This window comes from Microcystis sp. M165S2 (assembly GCF_020245885.1).
GTDB lineage: Bacteria > Cyanobacteriota > Cyanobacteriia > Cyanobacteriales > Microcystaceae > Microcystis.
The window spans coordinates 1-19,585 of record NZ_JADBTZ010000040.1; the positions used below are offsets into that span (position 1 = coordinate 1).

Here is a 19,585-nt window from a genome sequence, read left to right on the forward strand (position 1 = left end):
AATTCTTGGGCTGCCCATTTCTCCATTTTTTTGCTTACCTCCACCTTAATTCCTTCTTTCAAAACTATACCTATCAATCGTTTCCCCTTTTTTTAAGTTTCTTCTCTTTTTGTTAAGAAAGATCTGACTAATGGATAGCTTGATAAGGGGGGTGTCTGACAGTTTTTAACACCTAACTACTTATTGTATCCTATTTTTTCGCCAAAGGATTGGGTTTATTTTCTCTATTTTGGCGATATACTGTTGATAATTGAACAACTTCACGGATTGAATTGATATGTTATTATCTACTCCTGAAACAATTCAGAATATTCTTTGGCAAGGACAACTAGAATTGGATAGCGAAGAAATTGAGGAAGAAAATTTTAGATTTATCTCACCTCCCTCACGGCCTAGCGATGCACCAACTGTTAGCATCGGACAACCAGAAGTTTGGCCATTAGCTGAACTTTATTCTGGTGCAATTCCCTCTTGGTTAGAGGTAAAACAGAATGAGGCACAGTTTTTTTTAGTCCGTTTTGCCTGTTCTCTTCGTAATAGTGGAGAAGATAGATTTCAAATTACTCAAGCTAAATTTTCTGTTGATTTACTGCCAGATAATCAACAAAACCGGGCTATTGCTTTTGATCTATATCCGTTGGAAATCAATCAGGAAATCAAGCGGAACTGTAAAGTTAGTCTGTCCCCCAATATTAAGTTTAAGGAAGCTCAGGCAAGTTTAGGAGGAACAGATTTTGCCCTAGAATACCCCGAATTACAACCAACAATTATAGCGACAGGGGTTGGGGAATATAAGGCTGATTGGGAATATCGAAAAGCACAGGGAAAAGGAGTTCAAGGAAGTAAATTTATGCACATGATTGTCAAAGTCCCTAATAATATGCAATTGGTGAGGACTAAGTTAAATTTGACTGCCCGTTTGGAACAAAATGGTAATCCCTTAGTTAGATGGCTTTTTAAAACTGACATTAAAAAAGTGCCAAGCGATTGCTTAATAGTCAATTTAGTTGGCTAATATTCACTCAATAATTCCTACATCAATAAATGCTTGATCAATAGCATCTAATTGGCGAGGAGAAGCGTTAAGTGATACTTCGGCTTGTGCTTTAAATACTCTACGACTCTCAGAGAAACTATCGAGCGTGGAAATATATTCTAGAACAGCACCGAATAGCTTAAGAGCAAATTCGCCATTAAAAAGAGGCTGTCCATTGATGACAGTGTTATGAATTGTCATCAATCGATAAAAAGCATGACTATGAATCAAGGAAAGTTCGTGATAATTCTTGGCCGTAGTTCGATCATTTATTTGTATTTGTTGATAGACATTCCCTGCATCTGTAAACCTTAAAGAAAGTAATGTATCTAATCGTCTCAGGGATCCAGTTCCTTCTTGAAAGTTTTCTCCCACATCCCACAGCCAATTATGAGGATTATTCCAATAAGAACGATTATCCCTATAATAGTTACGCACTAAAACCGCAAATATATCACAAAAAGATTCTTCAAGGGCATTTTTTTCTGAAAACTCATCATCTATTGGTCTATCATTTGAAATGCTCTGAATTAAACCATGACAAAATTCATGAGCTACTACTGTGATATCGGTTCCATAGGAACGGTTTATACCATTAATTTCTCTTTGTCCAAATAAAGCCCGTCTAGTTGTACGTCCCCATCCAGCAGGGGGATAGTTACCATATTTGTCTTTAACATTAACATTAATGATAGCTTCATATCTATCTAGTGGTTTGTTGAAGTTATCATCGATAAACTGGGCAACGGTTTCAACATTAGAACGAGCTTGTTGGCAAAAATCGCGACAAAGATCATCGACTAATCCGTAATCAGTGAGAATGATATTACGGGAATAATCTTTATATCTCAAATTATAAGTTCGTGAAAGCCCATAGTTACCATTAGATGGTGCGTCATTGCATTCTGTGCAGACCATAAGTTTTTGCCCCCGATAAATTCATAAATTCCAGTCAGTGGTTAAGTAATTAATCTTGTTAGAAAGTCGCCAATCGTCTACAGGGTTGCACTACGAAGGCTAACAAACGATGTGTCAAGATGGCAAAATTTCCAGAATTTAAGCGAACCAAAGCCACAGAAAATTGATAAAATACCCATGTAAGTAGCTGATTATAATTAAATTGAAGATGGATTTTGGTGTCGATCCCCCCTTAATCCCCCCTTGATAAGGGGGGTGTCTGAAAGTTTTTAACACCTAAATTTGACCGATTTGGACATTAGTGACGAGTTTGCAAACAAAAATTTCTTGTGTTCGTCTAAATCAACAATGATCGAGGAGCCGTATAAAGGGATACCTTGGTGTCGGAGGCGATATTTGAATTTGATTGCTTGAGTAAATTTTGATTGATACTTATCTACAAGTTCAAATTCGGCTCTTCTGGTTTCTGTGTGGAAACGAGGTCTATACTGATAGTTTTTTCCACAAAATAGTCCTAAAAGTGTTGCCTAGTAAGCATTTCACGATTCCATAAGCAAAAATTATCACACAAAGTCGAGAAGAGCCCAAATTCAACCAGCAAACCCGTGGACAATCGGACTTGCTGAGTGTCCCCCGGCTCGAGTTTGGGCTCAGGGCTAATGAAATAGCTCCACTCCTCTTCCGCGCCACCGGGTGAACCTGAGCGAGACAACTCAATTGATATATGTTCTAATTCAGTTGTTGTTTTCTTTTCTAACTGTTTTGGCATTGTGTTACAAAAACGATATAAAATAACCTTGTTCATTTATTCTGACGAAAATTGTCAAATATGTACATAATGTACAGAATATTTTTCCAGTATGCACATCACATACAGTGACAGCGTTAAAAATTTTTCATATACATATCATGTATTGAGGATACTAAACCGAATGAGTACAAAATAGCCAAACAATGGGGACAAAATCGCACCTACTTATTTCCTGTTAAAAAGTGAGTTATATTTAAATAATGCAAAAAAAGCTTACCAAAACCAGCCGAATAGTTAGGGATATTTTGGCAAATATCTCCAAACGATAGACAGTTTGGCAGTAGGTTATGGACAGAACCCTTTTAGCAGAAGGTTCTCAAATTTGAGAGTTCGAGTATTATCTGACCTGTGTGGGCATCTATCACATAATCAGTTAATTCCAGTGATGTTCCAACAGATTTTTCGCCACTGGTTGGAGCCATAACTTTAATATTCGTAACATAAACAAGTCTCCATTCACCTAGCTTGTGACTGGAGCCATTAGAAAAGTGTTTGAAATAATAGTAAAGCTCGGGATTAATATCACAATCCTTTAGGGCTTCTGGGGAAATAGACTCACCCTTCTTAAGACAATATTTGCTTATCGAATCTTTTAGATCTTTTTCAGTAACTTTCGGATTTTTGTCAGGAAATCCTTTGTTTACAGCTTCATCTTGAGCAACTTCAGACGAGTTTGCAAACAAAAATTTATTGTCTTTGTCTAAATCAACAATGATCGAGGAGCCGTATAAAGGGATACCTTGGTGTCGGAGGCGATATTTGAATTTGAATGCTTGAGTAAATTTCGATTGATACTTATCTACAAGTTCAAATTCAACCAGCAAACCTGTGGACAATCGGACTCGCTGAGTGTCCCTCGGCTCGAGTTTGGGCTGAGAGCCAGTGAAGCGGCTAAACTCCTCTTCCGCGCCACCGGGTGAACCTGAGCCAGACAACTTAATGGCTATATCTTCTAATTCAGTTGTTTTTTTCTTTTCTAACTGTTTTGGCATTTTACAATCACTGCAAAGGTGTTACAAAGTGTTACAAAAACGAGATAAAATAACCTTGTCCATTTATTCTGACGAAAATTGTCGAATATGTCCATAATGTACAGAATATTTGTCCAGTATGCACATACAGTGACAGCGTTAAAAATTTTTCATGTATTATGGCACAAAACGCACATATAAAAACCGTCCACACCAGTTCAGTGATTGATAAGCTATCGGTCTCTTCCTTCATCATCAACCTCTTTCCTACAATCATCTACAGGGTTTAACTACGAAGGCTAACAAACCAATTACCGATAATTTTAACAAGGTTTACAAAAATTAATGCAGATTTTTTATGCACATCCCCCAGATTAGCCTGTATTATATGAACATAACTATTGATCAAAACGGGCGTCTAGGGCTGAATCATCAGAGTAACATCTAAACCTATGAGCGATCTGGACACAGAAAATCAAAGACAAAGCGATGAAGACCGAAAAAGAGATGCTGCGGTGTATTTGCATCTCCTCAACAATCTGACCGATTTGGACATTAGTGAGGATAATCCCAAACCGAATGAGTACAAAATAGCCAAACAATGGGGACAAAATCGGATTTTTGTCCGGCGAGTGTTGCGTTCAGTAATGGGAGAGCGTTACCAAGAAAAGGAGCGCGAGGAGCGAGTACCCAGTTTAAGCTTGGGGAAATTAGTTACTATTCTTACCTCACTGGAGGCTTATTGGCAAGGAGAGTCAGCCAAAAACAAGGATAGTTTAGCCCAGAAAATGATCAATAAGTTTACCCAACAAGAAAAAGAACGAGTTCTCAAAAAATATGCACAGTTATCTCTGGATGAAAGGAAGAAATTGGGATTACTTGTTCATCCCGAAGCTGGTTTACTTGAGCAGTTAAAAGAGATCATTACCGATGAAATACAGCAGGATTCCCTAGACGTTGTTAGCTTTTATAAACAGGCCATTAATCTATACAGTTCCCAAAAACAACAACACAGTTACCTAAAGTCCCTTGATGCAAATGATCATCTAGATATTGATGAATATTTCAAGCTAGTTAATCAGATTACAGAGTATATTCAACCACGATTAAAAAAATATTATCAGCATTTATCAACAAACTCAGAGCAGGAAATTATCAAGGATTTGGTTGATAAGATTTTAAGAGAAGTGAGCCGGACAGAATTTCAAGCTGGACTCAGACAAGTTAAAACTGTTATTGAGCAATGTCCAGCCTTTGTTAAGGACAATTTTACTAGCGATTCCATATCCAATCTGTTTTTAGAAAGCCTAGTAGATTCAATTATCAAAAATAACTTGTTAGGAGATCAATTTCCTGTTTATATCGACTATTTAGAAATTGAGAAAGTTAAACCTCTGCCCTTAAAATTATACCGAGGGGAAACAGGTTTAATTAATTCTCATTTTCTGGCTGATAATGAAGACGAAAATAGGTATTATGCTCAAGGATTAGAAAAACAGATAGCTTATAGGGTGCGAGTGTATTTTTATGTTTATCCCCCAGAGAACTGGCAACCAACCTTAGAAATCAGCCCATTTTTCAAGCAAGAAGAATCAAACAATCGATTAGAATTTTGTGAAGAAGTGGTAGGTGTGGGCAGTCCTATCGCCCATATTACCACCGCAATTAATCGATTTTTGTTTGAGGGGATAGATATTTTGAAAAAGCAAGGCTATCTGCCTGTCACCCAAAAAATAGTCAGTGAAGATAAAGTGATTGGCAATACAAGAAATAGTGCTGTTTGGTCTTATTCTCTGGTTAAGTTATGTAAACAAAAAGATGTAAAAAACTCTCTAAAAGATGAAATTGATTATAATCAAATTGTCGCCGATCAAGAATTAGCAACAGGAGAATTTTACGGATTCGATCTTCTAGAATCTGCCGCTAAGTCTGCCCTTCACGCTCGACTGAGAGCTATTGAAAAAACGGGAATTGATTCTCAGCAATATCTACAACAACTTTGTGAGAGGATTGAGGAAAAATATATACTAGAAAAAGCAGAAAAATGGATAAAATTTTACCCTTTCTCTCTCAGGGCTATGCAAGATTATTTAGAAAAAAAGCTGTTTAAGGATAAATATCGCAATTGGGATGAGAGAAATTTCAAGGAAGTTAATAATAATCAAGCTTGGAGTATGGTGGCCTATGAAGCACATTTGGCAATTACTCAAGTATATCTTCAAGAAGGTCTCTATCGTATTGCCAAAAAATATCTTGAGGTTATTAAACCCCATATCGAAGATGGACGACTAGACGATAAACTATTAGTTAGTCTCTACCATATCTGTCTATTTGATTATCATTTTTATACAGACCTTGAAGATGAGGAACGTGACCATCAAGAAAGGGGTTCTGCAATTCGTAAAGCTGAAGAATGTTTGAACATTGCTGAAGAATATTTGCAGGAATATTTGAAAGAATACGCAATAATTGGTGAATACTCTCAAACTAATGTTCATCCTTTTTTCTATTATCTATCTCGTATCTATTCGCACCGCGCTAAAATTTATCTCTTTTTTCCTTACATTGCTCAATTACCCAGTCCCAAAACTCATTTATTAATTGAACCTCTTCGTCTCTTAGAAAAAGCTCGTATTTATGCGGCTAGAGACGGTGATGCTAATTACTATGCTTACTGGACAGTGTATCAAATTTGGTCTTATTTAATCACTGCTTATGTCGGAGACACCAAGCTATTAAAGGGACAATTTACCCGCCAAAATTGTCTAGAATGGGCCGAACGTTTAATTAAAAATGCTCTTGATTGTTATGGAGAGCGAGGCAGAAAATCTTATCAACAGATAAAAAATTATAGTGGTAAACAGACAGAGTTTAGTATATCAAATATAGTTTATGAACAATACAATGATATTTATGTGCAAACTATTCCCCCAATTATTGAAATCGGAAAGGGCAGCAGCCACTTAGACGAGTTTTATCAAAAAATATTTCAATCTAGTCAATCTCAACAAAAAATTATACAGCTACCCATGTCAGCATTAACTTACCTTGACTCAAATTCAGATAATAAAATTTATTTATTTGGTATTCACGCTAGTCTTCTTTTATTTGGGTTGGGACTGGTGGAACTTTGTAAAGATAATCAGGAAGAAGGATTAGAAGAACGTATTCTTATGGCTATGAAAAGGTTTACTTTAGGAGCGGCAATTGCATCTGAGGGAACAGTGGATGAAAAAAGAGGAGAAAAAACCTATCTTCAGCGAATATTTACCGAGCAAAAGCAAAATAATAATCAAAAAATGCCCGAAGATTTTCAAATTAGAGGCTTATATCCTCACCGGTTAACTCAGTTTACCGCTAAAGGGAAAATTTTTGCAGCAACCTGTCGAGTAATTCTCCTTTTGTATAACTACGAAAAATATAACAGCTATTGGCCAGAGGTCGCCTATCTTTTGAATGATTTACACGATGCTCAAACTATTATAAGATCGAATAATCCTGATTATTCTTTGGGGCAAAATCGCTATAGTGGCCATCTAGTACAACAATTTAAAGGGGTTAAAAGTTACTTGGAAAGTCAGAAAAATTCTGGCAAATCAGGTTCTTTAGAGGAAATTAGAAACAGAATTGTTACTGATATATTCAAAATACTTCGCGGCGACAAAGTGTAACTATATCTGCTAATTCCTAAATTTTAGACCGCAAACAATTAATCCGTTGTTGGGAATTAGTGGCGGTTTTAGCTGACCAAAAGAATAATTTAGTCAAGTTTAGTCTCGATAGCGAAAATGACCGTTTATCCCTAGCGGTGGAATCTCCTGATTTATCTAGTTTGTGCCGTCCATCTGGGGGGGTGACTAGCGATTTCTAGCTTAACCGGCGTTCGGGATAACGCTATAGAAGGGACTGTTAGAAAACCTTGGCCAATTCTAGATTCTCAACTCCTTGGTTAATAGGCGATCGCTAATAATAAGTCCTCCCTACCGATGGACTGGGTTTTACATCAATCTGCTTAACCCGAACTCAGTTTAATTTAGGCTTTTCTGCCGAAAACAAAAGATAATCATCAAACGCCATAAACCAACCCCGATTTCTTGACCAAGCTTCAAGTCCCGGGTTATCTTTCTGGAGATCGATAACTAAATCATGCTTACTAATCCCTTGGCTAATCTGGGCAAAATAATGAACCATTGCCGGCCAAACATATTCACTAATAGATAAAGCTTGGATATTAACAAATCCATGCTTTTTGAGTTTTTCTACATAAGTATGTCGGTCGTATTGATTAGCAAAGGGAATACACATTTTCTTACTATTAACCCGCAGCCAGAAGTTAATTTCTCGCCCCACTCTAGGCAAACAATCCGCTATAGCCAACCTTCCACCGGGCTGCAAAACTCGAAAAGCTTCCGCAAAAAAATCCTCACGAGTGTCAAAATGAAAAGCACATTCTAAAGCGGTCAACTTATCAAAAGAATTCTCAGGAAAGGGTATTTGAGTAGCCGAGCCGACTTGAAGTTTTATCCTGTCCGATAACCCTGCTTTAGCTACTCTTTCTTGAGCAATTTCTACTTGTAACTCGGTTGTATTTAGACCGATAATTGAGCCAACATTGTTTTCTCTTACCCAGAGTAAATCCTGTTCAGCAAAACCGAAACCCACATCCAAAAGGTGATCTCCGGCTTTAAGTTCGGCCACTTCGGCTAATTTACGCGCTAAAGCGGCACAAGCTCCGTTATAAGTTGTTTCTTCTTTCCAATAACCAAAATTAAGCCATTGGGGAAAATTAGGATCCTGAAGATGAGGATCGCGTTTCGCTATATTAGTATAAAGTTCAGAAACTTGAAACTGATCTTGCAAAAACGCCATTTCTCGAGCTGGATTAAGGACAAATTGTTTGATGATTGCCCAGCGATTACGCCATTCATCTTTGAGGGGAATTTTGCCGATGTTTTCCAAATTATTATCCTCCTAAGGATTTTTCAGAAATATTGCCATTTTTAATTAACCGAATCCCTGAGATTCTCTAGATGCTTTAAAAAAGATTCCACACCTCTGGATTAATCATATAAGGAGGCTTCTCTCCCTGAAGCACTTGTAATATTTGATTCGCCGCCGAAACAGCAGCCGCTAGACTCGCTTCAGGGGTTACTCCGGCTAAATGAGGTGAGAGAATGACATTCTCAAAATTATATAAAGGATTATCTAAAGCCGGCGGTTCTGGTTCAAAGACATCTAGGGCGCATCCAGCTATCAATTTTTGATTAAGGGCGATCCCTAAATCCTTTTCACAAACGACTTTTCCCCGGGAGGTATTAATTAAAAAAGCTGTTGGTTTCATCTTTTTAAAAACTGAGATATTAAACATTTCCCGTGTTTCACTTGTTAGTTCAGGATGCAAAGAAACAAAGTCCGATTCAGCCAGAAGAAGATCTAAATCTTTGACCCAAGTTGCTCCTACTGTCTCCGCTTTGCTGGCTGGAACATAGGGATCATAAGCTAATACTCTCATCCCCAGTGCTAGGTTACATTTGTGAGCCACCAGAGTACCAATTCTTCCTAAACCCACAATACCAAGGGTCTTGTTTTCGAGTTGAATCGGTTGGCTCTGATTGCGAATTAAATAGTTACCCTTTTTCACACAATGATCTAAAAAAGGGAGCTTTTTGGCAAGGGCTAAAATCATAGATAAGGTGTGTTCTGCTACAGCTGTAGTTGACATTCCGGGATTATTAACAACGATAACACCCTGTTCTGTTGCTGCCATAATATCAATAGAATCTGTGCCAAATCCAGAGGTACTAATTACTTTTAAGTGTTTTGCTAATCGGATTGATGAAGCCTCTAACTTATTAGGATAACGCACAAATACGCCAGATACTTCTTGAATGGCCTCATTAATTTTATCCGGTGTAGGGTTGGACAAAATCTCTATATTAGTAGATTCTTCAAGAAGTTTTTCCCCCGCTTCATCATACATTTTTCCGATTAAAAGAACCCTGGGTTTTTGAATATCCATAGTCAGAGTTTTTGGTGAAGTAGTAGTCATCGTAATTTTTCCTAAATTGAGTTTTAGCAATGAAACAGTTACAGAGATTTTGAGGATCGATAATCATCTATGGAAACAAGTCGCCAACTAGAATCCTCTAAAAGTTCTAACACCCATTGATGATACTTAAATAAACTTTCTCTATGTCCTACGCTAATAAAAGTTGTCTGTGCTTTTTGTAACTGCTCATATAAGGTTTGTTCGTTGTTCAAATCTAAAGCACTTGTGGCTTCATCTAAGATTACATAGCGGGGATGGGTTACTAACAATCGGGCAAAAGCAAGGCGTTGTTGTTCTCCTAAAGATAATATATTTTCCCAAGGGACTTCCGCATCAAAGCCATGAACTTTTGTGGCTATATTTTGAAGATTAACTTGTTGTAAAACGGATTCAAGTTCTCCATCGGTCATTTCACGGGTTGTTTTAGGATAAAGCAACTGTTCTCTGAGAGTTCCTAAAATAATATAAGGACGTTGAGGTAAAAAGAGAAATTGTTCTAAGGGAGGTCGTTTTAAACAACCAGTTCCTGCATTCCATAAGCCAGCAATAGCTCTTAATAGAGAACTTTTACCTCGTCCACTCGGTCCGACAATTAATAAACCTTCGCCTGGTTCGATAGATAGGGATAAATGTTGAACAATTACCTTTTCATAATCTGGTGTTTGTAAAGTAACATCCTCAAACTCGATCTGATTTTTTTCAAGGGTTTTAATGGTACTAGCATCCTTGGGTTGTTGTCCCATTTCTTCTAAGACCGAAGAAAATTCAGATAGACGCTCAACATAACTGGAAAATCTGCCCAAAGAACCAAATTCAAGGATTAACTCAGAAAAACCATTAGCAAACATACTGCAAGCAATAATAGCCTGATTAACTTGTCCGAAATCAATTTCCCCGCGAATATAGGCTGGAGCGAAGACGACAAAGGGAAATATTTGAATAACTGAGCGATAACTTCGACTAAAAATGTCTTGATTTTTCTCCCAATCAATCTTACTGAGAGAATTTCTGACGAGATTATTAAATCGACGTTGAATTATTTTAAACTCTTGATTTTCGCCTTGAAAAAAGGCAATGGATTCAGCATGATTCCGAACATGAGTTAAAGTGTAGGTGTAATTAGCTTTGGATTCCAGTTCTTCTTGACTAATCTTATCTAATTCTCGACTTAAAGAAACAGCAATTAGGTTGCCGATAATTGTATAAGCCACTAGAATCACGGCGGCTAGTCGGGAAATTGAGAAAAGAATTACTAAAAAAGTCGTCATTTCTAAGACTTTTTCTAATAAAATAGCCCCAAAATTAACAGCATTTCTAGCAATGGGTTCTATTTCTTGAGAGATCCTTTGATCTGGATTATCCACATCGGATCTAAAATTAATTTTATAATAAGCGCGATGGCTCAAATATTGGGTAACAACCTGCTGATTTAGCCATTCATACCAATCCAGAATGATTCTTTTTTTAACAAATTTAGAAAATGCAGTAAACAGGGTAATTAAAAGTAATCCTAAGCCATAAAGTAATAAACTTGTCATAAACTTAGAGGCATTTTTATCTTGAATAATGACATCAACCAAATAGCGATTAACGAAGCTATTAACTGCATTAGAGGCCACCAGTCCAACAATTACTAAAACAAGGAGAAACAGCATTCCCCATGAACTTATTACCTCTGAAAATGTCCTTCCTTTAGGATCGGTTGGATACCAGTAAGGAGCGGCAATCAATTTCAAATTATCAAAAAATTGATGAGAACTTTTGGCGGTTTCTTGTTGAAAAAATGGAGTTTGCATAGTTTTAATATAGGGTAACTTTTAGGAAATGCCTTGAATTTTTTTTAACTTCAAGCTTTCTAACTTCAAGGCTTAGGATTATTTAATCTCCTAAAAAAGCCTCCAAATCAGTAAGTTCTTGTAAGATTAAATCCTCACTAATCTCCTGCTGAACTTCAGTGAAGTTAATCATCTTCTGGGCTGTTTTTTGAACTTTTTCACCGAAAATACGGTCAAACAGATAATCAACTAAGCGTCTAATATTAGGAAAGTCAAAGACTAAAGAAGTGGGTAAGAGAACTTCTAATCCTTTCTCTAAACGATTTTTCAATTCAATAGAGGATAAGGAATCAATCCCCATTTCTATCAATCCTTGTTCTGAATCTGGCATAGATTTAATCCCTAAAATAATTCTGACTTGTTTGCTAACATATTCTAACAAATATTCCCGACGTTCTCCTAAAGGAATATCCTCTAAAATATCCAGTACAGAGTCTGATTCTTGAACAGACTTAATGGGAATTTCTGAGAGTCCTAAATTTTTTAGGAGTGGTTTCTCGCCTTTAAATTGATAGATATTTTTGAAACGAACCCAATCCACATCAGCGATTAAAACTTGTGTTTGATTAGAAGCCATAATAGCATCCATCACCCTCAAGGCCATATCTGGAGCAATTTCCCTGATCCCAATCTGTTTGAGCCAGTCCTCATAGTCTTGAGAAACTATACCATTACCCGCCAATAATGCCCAATTTAAAGCCGTTGCGGGAAGCCCTTGAAGATGACGGAAATGAGCCAAAGCATCCAGCCAATGACTAACAGTATCATATAAGCCTTGTTCCTTTGCCCCCCAAATAGCACCCGCCGAAGAAAACAGCACAAAATAGTCTAATTGAGTACCCAAAGATAGTTGATGTAAATTCCAAGAACCCTTAACTTTTGCCTGAAAAACTGCTTCGATATCCTGCAAAGTACAGTCTTTTAATTGAGCTTGTCGGCCTGAGATTCCGGCAAGATGGAAAATGCCACGCAAGGGATAAGCGGTTTTTTCAATCTGGGTAAATATGGCCTGCATAGCCTCAAAATTGCCAACGTCTGCCGAAATCACTTCGATTGATGCTCCTTTTTCCTCTAATTTTCTGATTTTTTCTGATATTTGGGCTAATTCGGCTGCTGAATCCCACAGGAAGCGGGCTGGTAATGAGCGGCGTGTCGTTAAAATGAGATGTTTTGCTCCTAAATTGACTAAATGTTCCGCCAATTCTAAGCCTAGATGTCCTATTCCTCCCGTAATTAGGTAGGTAGCCTCAGGTTGAATCTTAACGGTTTTTGTCTCTAGAGACTTCAGAGGAAGCAGACGAGCAACATAGCCTTGACCTTTGCGGAAGACCAAATGATCCTCATCGTGAGCATGAGTTAATCCTAATAGTAATGCGGTAATATTTTGATTAATATCAAGGTCGGGATCAAGATCCAGCATACCTCCCCATAATTGCGGATTTTCTAGGGCAATAACACGCCCCATTGCCCAAAGAGGAGACTGAAACCCTAAAGAAGGCTGTTCTAATTCAAAGGGTTGGGCCCCCTGAGTGACAAGGAATAATTGAGGGGGATTAGGGATTGTTTGAATAGCTTTGAGAAGATTTAAAAGATAGTTACAGCGATTTAATAAAATGGATTCTGGTTGATCTTTTGCATCACTATTCAAAAGATAAATAATTCGATCTGGAGATGGATTTGACGCAAACCATTCCTCTAATTGTTGTAGTTGATTAGCATTCAAACAAGACTCAGAAGATGATATTTGTGTATTTTTCTCCCCTTGATAAATTATCCGACAGGAATCACACTTTTTAAGTAGTTGCTCTTGAATCGCTAAGGGAAAAGTATTTTGTTGGGGGTCAACATCAGTAAAAATTAGCCAGTTTTTAGCGAGGTTAGGGGAGATTTCGGAACTTTGAGCCAGAATAATACTTTGCTGAAATAAAACACTACCTATTTTTTGATCAGGAGAAACAAATTCTACCTGAGAAAACCCCGATTTAAGCAGAATAGATTCCCAAGTCGATGCTGTAATTATAGGATGATTTGGGCGCAAATGATAATCGCTAAAACGCCACCAACCTTGGGTCAGACCAAAGATTAAATCAATCCAGGAAGATTGCTGAGTTAATTCTAACAGTAATAAATGACCGCCTGGACGTAGTAAACTTTGAATATGAGGCAAGGTTTCCTCTTGTAAATTGGCGGTAGAGTGTAAGACATTAGCTGCGATAATCAAGTCATAAGAATGACAGCAAAACCCTTGGGATTTCGGACTTTTTTCAATATCGAGGACTTTGTATTCTAGTCCAGAAAATTCAGCCAAATTATCTCTAGCTTTCTCTAGAAAGAAGGGGGAAACATCAGTGAATGTGTAGGTAATTTGACGAGACTTACAAGCTTTAAGAACCTGTTGGGTTGTAGCTCCAGTTCCCGCGCCAATTTCGAGAATGCGGAGGGAAGCTGAGGGAGCATAACTTGAGAGTAGAAGTTCAACGGTTTTAGAGATACCCAGATTGAGAATTTTTGCCGAAGATGTATTTTTATAAAACTCGCTGGCTCCTCCTTGTCCATCTTGAGAAAATAGGATAGATAAAGGAGATATTTTTCCCGTAATAATGGCTGCTAAATTTGTGGCAACTTGTCGAAATAGATTGAGTTCTATTTGAGCATTAGGATAATGATTGATTAAATCCTCTACCGCTAAATCAGGATTAGAGTGTTCGGGTTCTTTAATAATTTTCCATAGGGTATTTTGCTTTTCTAAAATGCCGACTTTCGCTAATATTTCTAGAACATGATTCCAGAAAGCTCTATATTCTTGTTTGAGTTCAGCTTGAATAAAACTTTGATCGGGATCAAGAAAGGTATTCATTTGAAAGAGTTCTAAATCTTTCAGAGCTTTAACTACAAAGTCAGCTGCCAGTTTTTCCATTTCGGAAAAAGCGAGAGAAACTCCCATCAATTCTGAGGAGTGTAATTGGGGTTCTAAGTAAACCTCTAAATCCGTTTTAAGGGGGGTCAAATTTTGTAGCTTACCGTTGGCTAAATCCCAGGGAAGCCAAGCTACTTGATAAAGTAATTTGGCAAAATTAAAGTCCTCTTTTTCTTGATAATACAGTTTAATCAACTGTTGAACAATGGCGGATATTGTTGGTTTTTCATCTTCAGAATAATGACCTGTTTCTAAGAGGGTTTGCATTAAAGTAGTTTTGTCCTTTTCAGATAACATTTTGACCAGATTAGATTCCCATGGAACAGTTGCAGATGGGGTTTTTAAAGAAATCCAGTGTTGACGTTTTTGAAAGGGATAAGTAGGTAAAGCACATCGTCTAGGATGATAGTCTTGATCAAAACTAAACCAGTCTATCTTTGCACCGCGAACATAAAGTTTGCCCAGACTTTCTAATAAAACTTGCCAATCAGAAAATCCTGAGCGTAAACTGGGTAGAGTTAGAGGTTCAGATGAAGATAGGGATGATTGAACAATTCCTGAGAGAATAGGTTGAGGTCCAATTTCAATAAAGGTATCACATCCGAGAGATTGTAGGAGTAAAGCCCCTTGATGAAATTGTACCGTATTTAGTAAATGTTGAAGCCAATACTCAGGAGTCATAATGCTGTCATCAGCAATTTCTCCTGTTAGGTTAGAGACCAGAGAAATTTGAGGTTGACTGAAAGAAGTCTCTTGAAGAATCGTTTTAAATTCTGCAACCATTGGCTCTACTAAAGGGGAGTGAAAAGCATGGGAAACTTTGAGTTGACGAACTTTCACCCCGGCATTAGTGAAATGGTTACAGAGTTCTTGAATTACGCTTTTTTCTCCAGAAATAACGGTATGTTGTTCCGCATTAATGGCAGCAATAGCGATTTTTATGCCTTGGCTTTGGCACTGCTCAATAACTGAGTTCTTATCGAGAAAAATAGCGGCCATTTCCCCTTGATTTTGGGGTAACTGCCCCATCAAATTGCCTCGATGGGTGACCAGCTTTAAGCCACTTTCAAGATCAAAAACGCCAGCAAAACAAGCAGCAGAATATTCTCCTAAACTATGCCCTAAAATGGCGGCTGGTTGAATTCCCCAAGAATGCCATAATTGAGCGAGAGCAACTTCAATCAGAAATAGTGCCGGTTGGGTATAAGCGGTTTGGTTTAAGGGGTCATCTGTATCAGCAAATACGACGTTTAGCAGGGATTTACCCGTTAGTTTTTGATAGTAGTTTTCCCCTGCGTCTAAAGTTTTTCTAAAGGTGGGTTGAGTCTGATAGAGTTGATGAGCCATCCCTGCATATTGAGAACCTTGTCCTGTAAATAAAAAGGCAATTTTAGGCGGTCTTTTTTCATCAACTATACCATGAATAGTTGACTGATAATCTAGTTGCTTGAACTGACGTAATTGTTCAATAAAATCACTGTTTTTATAGCCAGTTAAGGCTAAACGATTCGAGAAATGAACTCGACCTGTATTGGCCGTAAATACTACATCAGACATATCCTTTTCAGGTTGACTTTCTAAAAAGTCTATGTAGCGACTTACTAAATCTGTTAAAGCCGGTTCGGTTCGAGCGGAAAGGGTGAGCAAATGATAGGGACGTTTGCTCTGATTGTCTTGAGGAATAATGGGAGGAGCTTCTTCTAGAATAACATGAGCATTAACCCCGCCAATACCTAAAGAGTTTACCCCTGCCCGTCGGGGTAATTTTTCGTCCTTGTCTTGCTTAGTAGTCCAAGAAATAGCTTCATTATTAATATAAAAAGGAGTCTGAGAAAAATTAATTTGAGGGTTAGGATTTTGGAAATGTAATGTAGGTGGAATAACTCTATATTTGAGGGCTAAAGTCGCTTTAATTAAACCAGCAATACCGGAAGCAATCTGCATATGTCCGATATTAGTTTTTACTGAACCTAAAGCACATTCTCCCTCATTTGCACCCTGATAAACTTTAGCTAAAGCATCAACTTCAATGGGATCTCCAAGAGGGGTTCCTGTGCCATGAGCTTCCACAAAACTAATTGTATTAGCATCAACACCGGCAAAGGCTAGGGCTTCCGTAGCGGCAGCAATTTGACCCTCTCCACCAGGCGCAGTAAATCCTAATTTTTGGCCACCATCATTATTAATAGCAGAGCCTTTAATAACTGCATAAATATGGTCATGATCGGCTAAAGCATCTGACAATCTTTTGAGCAGAATTACTCCTACTCCACTGCCAAAAATAGTCCCTTTTGCTTCAGCATCAAAGGCGCGACAATGACCATCAGGAGACATGATCAGTCCTTCTTGATATAAGTAACCAATTTTTTGAGGAGAATTAATTGAAGCAGCTCCAGCTAGAGCCATGTCACTTTCTCCACTAATTAGACTCTGACAAGCGAGATGAACTACAACTAATCCAGTAGAGCAAGCAGTTTGAACATTAACGCTTGGGCCCTGTAAGTTTAGTTTATAAGAAATTCGCGTTGTTAAATAGTCTTTGTCATTAGCTACCATTGTTTGAAACCCTCCCGTTGAATCTAGTGTGAAGGGTTGTAACTCGTCATTACTATCTAATTGACCCCGATTAGGATAACAATTATTTATCAAATAGGTGTTCATACTTGCGCCAGCAAATATACCAATTGATCCTTGATAAGTACTAGGATTATAACCAGCGTTTTCTAAACATTCCCAACTACATTCAAGAAGTAAACGTTGCTGAGGGTCTAGTAATTCTGCCTCTCTATCTGTATAGCCAAAAAATTCGCTGTCAAAGTATTCAACTTGATCGAGAATTGGTCTAGCTCTAACATAATTAGGCTGATTAAAGAGTTCCGGAGACACTCCCGACTCTCGTAATTCTTCTTCCGAAAAGAAAGAGATAGTTTCGATTCCATTTTTTAAATTTTCCCAGAAGGTTGTTAAATTTTTAGCCCCAGGGAATTGCCCCGCCATACCAATAATTGCAATGTCATGGGTTTCATTATGGCGACGGATCCGATTTTCGGCACGTTGACGGCTTTTTTGTGCTATAACTTGAGTGGTATTTGATTCTTCGCTTAAGAAACGGGCTAGGGTGGCAACGGTAGGATTTTTAAACATTTCAGCAAGGGATAGCTGACGGTTAAAAAGTTTTTCAAGTTCATTTTGAACTCGGATTAAGTGTATAGAATGTCCCCCTAGTTCAAAGAAGTTATCCTCCAAACCAACTGAGGTTAACTGTAAAACTTCACTCCAAACTGCTGCTATTTGACGTTCATTTTCTGATTGAGGTAAGGTTTGATTTTTCTGGCGCTCTTTTGCTAAATATTGATCTATTCCTTGGATAAGGCTGGTAAATAATCCCTGTTCAAAATCCTTTTTTAATTTAGATTTTTGAACCTTGCCAATAGAGGTTTTAGGAACTAAATTCCTTTCTAAGGGAATGACATAAGCTGGAGCAATCCCGAATTTTTGGGTCAAATGACTGCGAATTTTTCTAACAACTTTTATCCAGTGTTCAAATTGATCAGATTCTGGGCTAAAAGTAATAATTAATAAATCAGTTTCTCGACTTTGATCAAAGACAGCAAAGGCGGCTGTATAAGATACTTTAACCCCTTCTAATTCTTCGATTGTTGTTTCAAGTTCATGGGCAAAGTAATTAACACCATTAATTATAATTTCTTGTTTTTCTCGCCCAGTAATAAAGAGTTCCCCATTAAATAAATACCCCAAATCTCCCGTAGTAAACCACCCTTCTTGAAAAACTTCCAGGTTGAGTTCAGTATTATTGTAATATCCTTTAGTAACAGAATTACCTTGAATTTGAAGCTTTCCAATTTCTCTTTCAGGTAAAGGATTATTTTCCTGATCGACTATCCGGATAGTTGCTCCAGGAATCGGCTTTCCTAGAGAGACAAAACTATTTTCTTCGGTGAGTTCATTTTTACTTAAACCGGCTGACCAAGTAATCCCAGAACAGGATTCAGTCATGCCAAAAGCTGGTTTAATCGCTCTCTCCCGTAGTTGATGTTTTTCAAGAATTTCTAAGAATAGGCGAATCGTTTTTACTGAAACTTGCTCGCCAGCATTCACTAAAAATTTCATTGAGGAGAGGTTATAAGAGGCGTGCTTAAGTTCTTCGGCCTGTTGATTAATTAAGGAAAATGCAAAGTTAGGGGACCAAGAAATGCTTACTTGATGCTTTTGAATGAGGTCTAACCATTGGAGAGGTTGGCGTAGGACTAATTCCATCGGAACATGAATTTGATGACAAGCCAAATCTACCGCCATAATTCCTAAAAATACGATAGCTCCTACATGATCTAAGGGCATCCAATTAAGGGTAACTTCTTGTTGGGTAAAGTGGTTCATTGCCACTGTACCAGCAGTCATGGACAGAATATTATGATGAGTTAATATTACTCCCTTGGGCATACCTGTACTACCCGAAGTAAAGAGTAATAAGGCCGTATCTTGTGGATCAATAATCGGTAATTGATGGACTTTAGAGGGGGCTTTTCTGAGTTCATTAACCGAGATAACTTGCCACCCTTCTAGATGAGAGTAAGTTCCTAATTTTTCAATTTCAGTAATTAGTTCACTGTCGGATAATATCAAAGGATTGTCTAAAATTTTCCAAACATTCTCTAGTTTTTTGACGGCAGAATTTTCCAGATCATAGCTAGGAGCAACGGTCAAAGGAACTGGAATAATTCCCCCTAAAAAACAAGCCCAGAGTGCGGGAATAAAGTCTTGATTTTTGGCAATTTGTAGAATGACTTTATGCCCTAATTTTATTCCTTTTTGTTCCAGTCCATTTAAAATAACCAGAGCATCTTGATATAAGTCTTGATAACTCTGAAAATATTCAGTTGCGTCATTTTTAATATAAGTAATTCCATGATTATTATGTTTAGTGGCACTTTCTAAGACTTCTGACAGAGTCCGCCAATTATCTTCCAATTGTCCTCCAAAACTGATTGAATGCTTAGACATTTTTTTTCCACCTCTTTATCAAAAAT

Annotated in this window: 9 protein-coding genes and 1 pseudogene; 3 read left to right on the plus strand and 7 right to left on the minus strand. The window is 37.7% G+C overall.

Annotated elements, in window-relative coordinates; all coding sequences use genetic code 11:
* Window positions 1–277: 277 nt before the first annotated feature.
* Window positions 278–1,015, plus strand: a complete 738-nt coding sequence (locus IM479_RS02130) for a hypothetical protein (RefSeq protein WP_287686843.1) — start codon at window positions 278–280, stop codon at window positions 1,013–1,015.
* Between the two features lie 3 nt (window positions 1,016–1,018).
* On the opposite strand, the gene IM479_RS02135 is transcribed toward IM479_RS02130, so the two are convergent.
* The 3 genes from IM479_RS02135 to IM479_RS02145 all read right to left on the minus strand — a co-directional run bounded on the left by IM479_RS02135 (window position 1,019) and on the right by IM479_RS02145 (window position 3,757).
* A complete protein-coding gene (locus tag IM479_RS02135) occupies window positions 1,019–1,954 on the minus strand; it encodes a M4 family metallopeptidase (protein WP_287686845.1) in 936 nt (311 codons plus the stop codon).
* Between the two features lie 269 nt (window positions 1,955–2,223).
* On the minus strand, window positions 2,224–2,361 hold the full coding sequence (locus IM479_RS02140; RefSeq protein WP_287686866.1) for a hypothetical protein: 138 nt from the start codon (window positions 2,359–2,361) through the stop codon (window positions 2,224–2,226).
* Window positions 2,362–3,067: 706 nt separating this feature from the next.
* Window positions 3,068–3,757: a hypothetical protein gene (locus IM479_RS02145; RefSeq protein WP_287686847.1), complete on the minus strand. Its 690-nt coding sequence runs from the start codon at window positions 3,755–3,757 to the stop codon at window positions 3,068–3,070.
* A gap of 431 nt (window positions 3,758–4,188) precedes the next feature.
* Here IM479_RS02145 and IM479_RS02150 point away from each other — a divergent pair, with 431 nt between their 5' ends.
* Both IM479_RS02150 and IM479_RS02155 read left to right on the plus strand, forming a co-directional pair.
* Window positions 4,189–7,407 carry a HypX (modular protein) gene (locus IM479_RS02150; protein ID WP_287686849.1) on the plus strand — a complete coding sequence of 1,073 codons (3,219 nt, stop codon included), beginning with the start codon at window positions 4,189–4,191 and terminating at the stop codon, window positions 7,405–7,407.
* A 20-nt stretch (window positions 7,408–7,427) separates the two neighbouring features.
* Window positions 7,428–7,568: pseudogene (locus IM479_RS02155) on the plus strand (DNA polymerase III subunit beta); the annotation flags it as partial.
* 191 nt (window positions 7,569–7,759) lie between these two features.
* Here IM479_RS02155 and IM479_RS02160 read toward each other — a convergent pair.
* The 4 genes from IM479_RS02160 to IM479_RS02175 all read right to left on the minus strand — a co-directional run bounded on the left by IM479_RS02160 (window position 7,760) and on the right by IM479_RS02175 (window position 19,559).
* Window positions 7,760–8,695, minus strand: a complete 936-nt coding sequence (locus IM479_RS02160; protein WP_286824310.1) for a class I SAM-dependent methyltransferase — start codon at window positions 8,693–8,695, stop codon at window positions 7,760–7,762.
* A 76-nt stretch (window positions 8,696–8,771) separates the two neighbouring features.
* On the minus strand, window positions 8,772–9,785 hold the full coding sequence (locus IM479_RS02165; RefSeq protein ID WP_287686851.1) for a hydroxyacid dehydrogenase: 1,014 nt from the start codon (window positions 9,783–9,785) through the stop codon (window positions 8,772–8,774).
* 38 nt (window positions 9,786–9,823) lie between these two features.
* Complete coding sequence (locus tag IM479_RS02170; RefSeq protein ID WP_287686853.1) at window positions 9,824–11,581, minus strand: ABC transporter ATP-binding protein/permease; 1,758 nt, start codon at window positions 11,579–11,581, stop codon at window positions 9,824–9,826.
* Between the two features lie 82 nt (window positions 11,582–11,663).
* A complete protein-coding gene (locus IM479_RS02175) occupies window positions 11,664–19,559 on the minus strand; it encodes a type I polyketide synthase (RefSeq protein WP_287686855.1) in 7,896 nt (2,631 codons plus the stop codon).
* Window positions 19,560–19,585 lie beyond the last annotated feature (26 nt).

Coding starts and splice junctions, on each gene's coding strand:
- IM479_RS02130 (WP_287686843.1), top strand. CDS start 278: ATGTTATTATCTACTCCTGAAACAATTCAGAATATTCTTTGGCAAGGA.
- IM479_RS02135 (WP_287686845.1), bottom strand. CDS start 1,954: ATGGTCTGCACAGAATGCAATGACGCACCATCTAATGGTAACTATGGG.
- IM479_RS02145 (WP_287686847.1), bottom strand. CDS start 3,757: ATGCCAAAACAGTTAGAAAAGAAAAAAACAACTGAATTAGAAGATATA.
- IM479_RS02150 (WP_287686849.1), top strand. CDS start 4,189: ATGAGCGATCTGGACACAGAAAATCAAAGACAAAGCGATGAAGACCGA.
- IM479_RS02165 (WP_287686851.1), bottom strand. CDS start 9,785: ATGACTACTACTTCACCAAAAACTCTGACTATGGATATTCAAAAACCC.
- IM479_RS02170 (WP_287686853.1), bottom strand. CDS start 11,581: ATGCAAACTCCATTTTTTCAACAAGAAACCGCCAAAAGTTCTCATCAA.
- IM479_RS02175 (WP_287686855.1), bottom strand. CDS start 19,559: ATGTCTAAGCATTCAATCAGTTTTGGAGGACAATTGGAAGATAATTGG.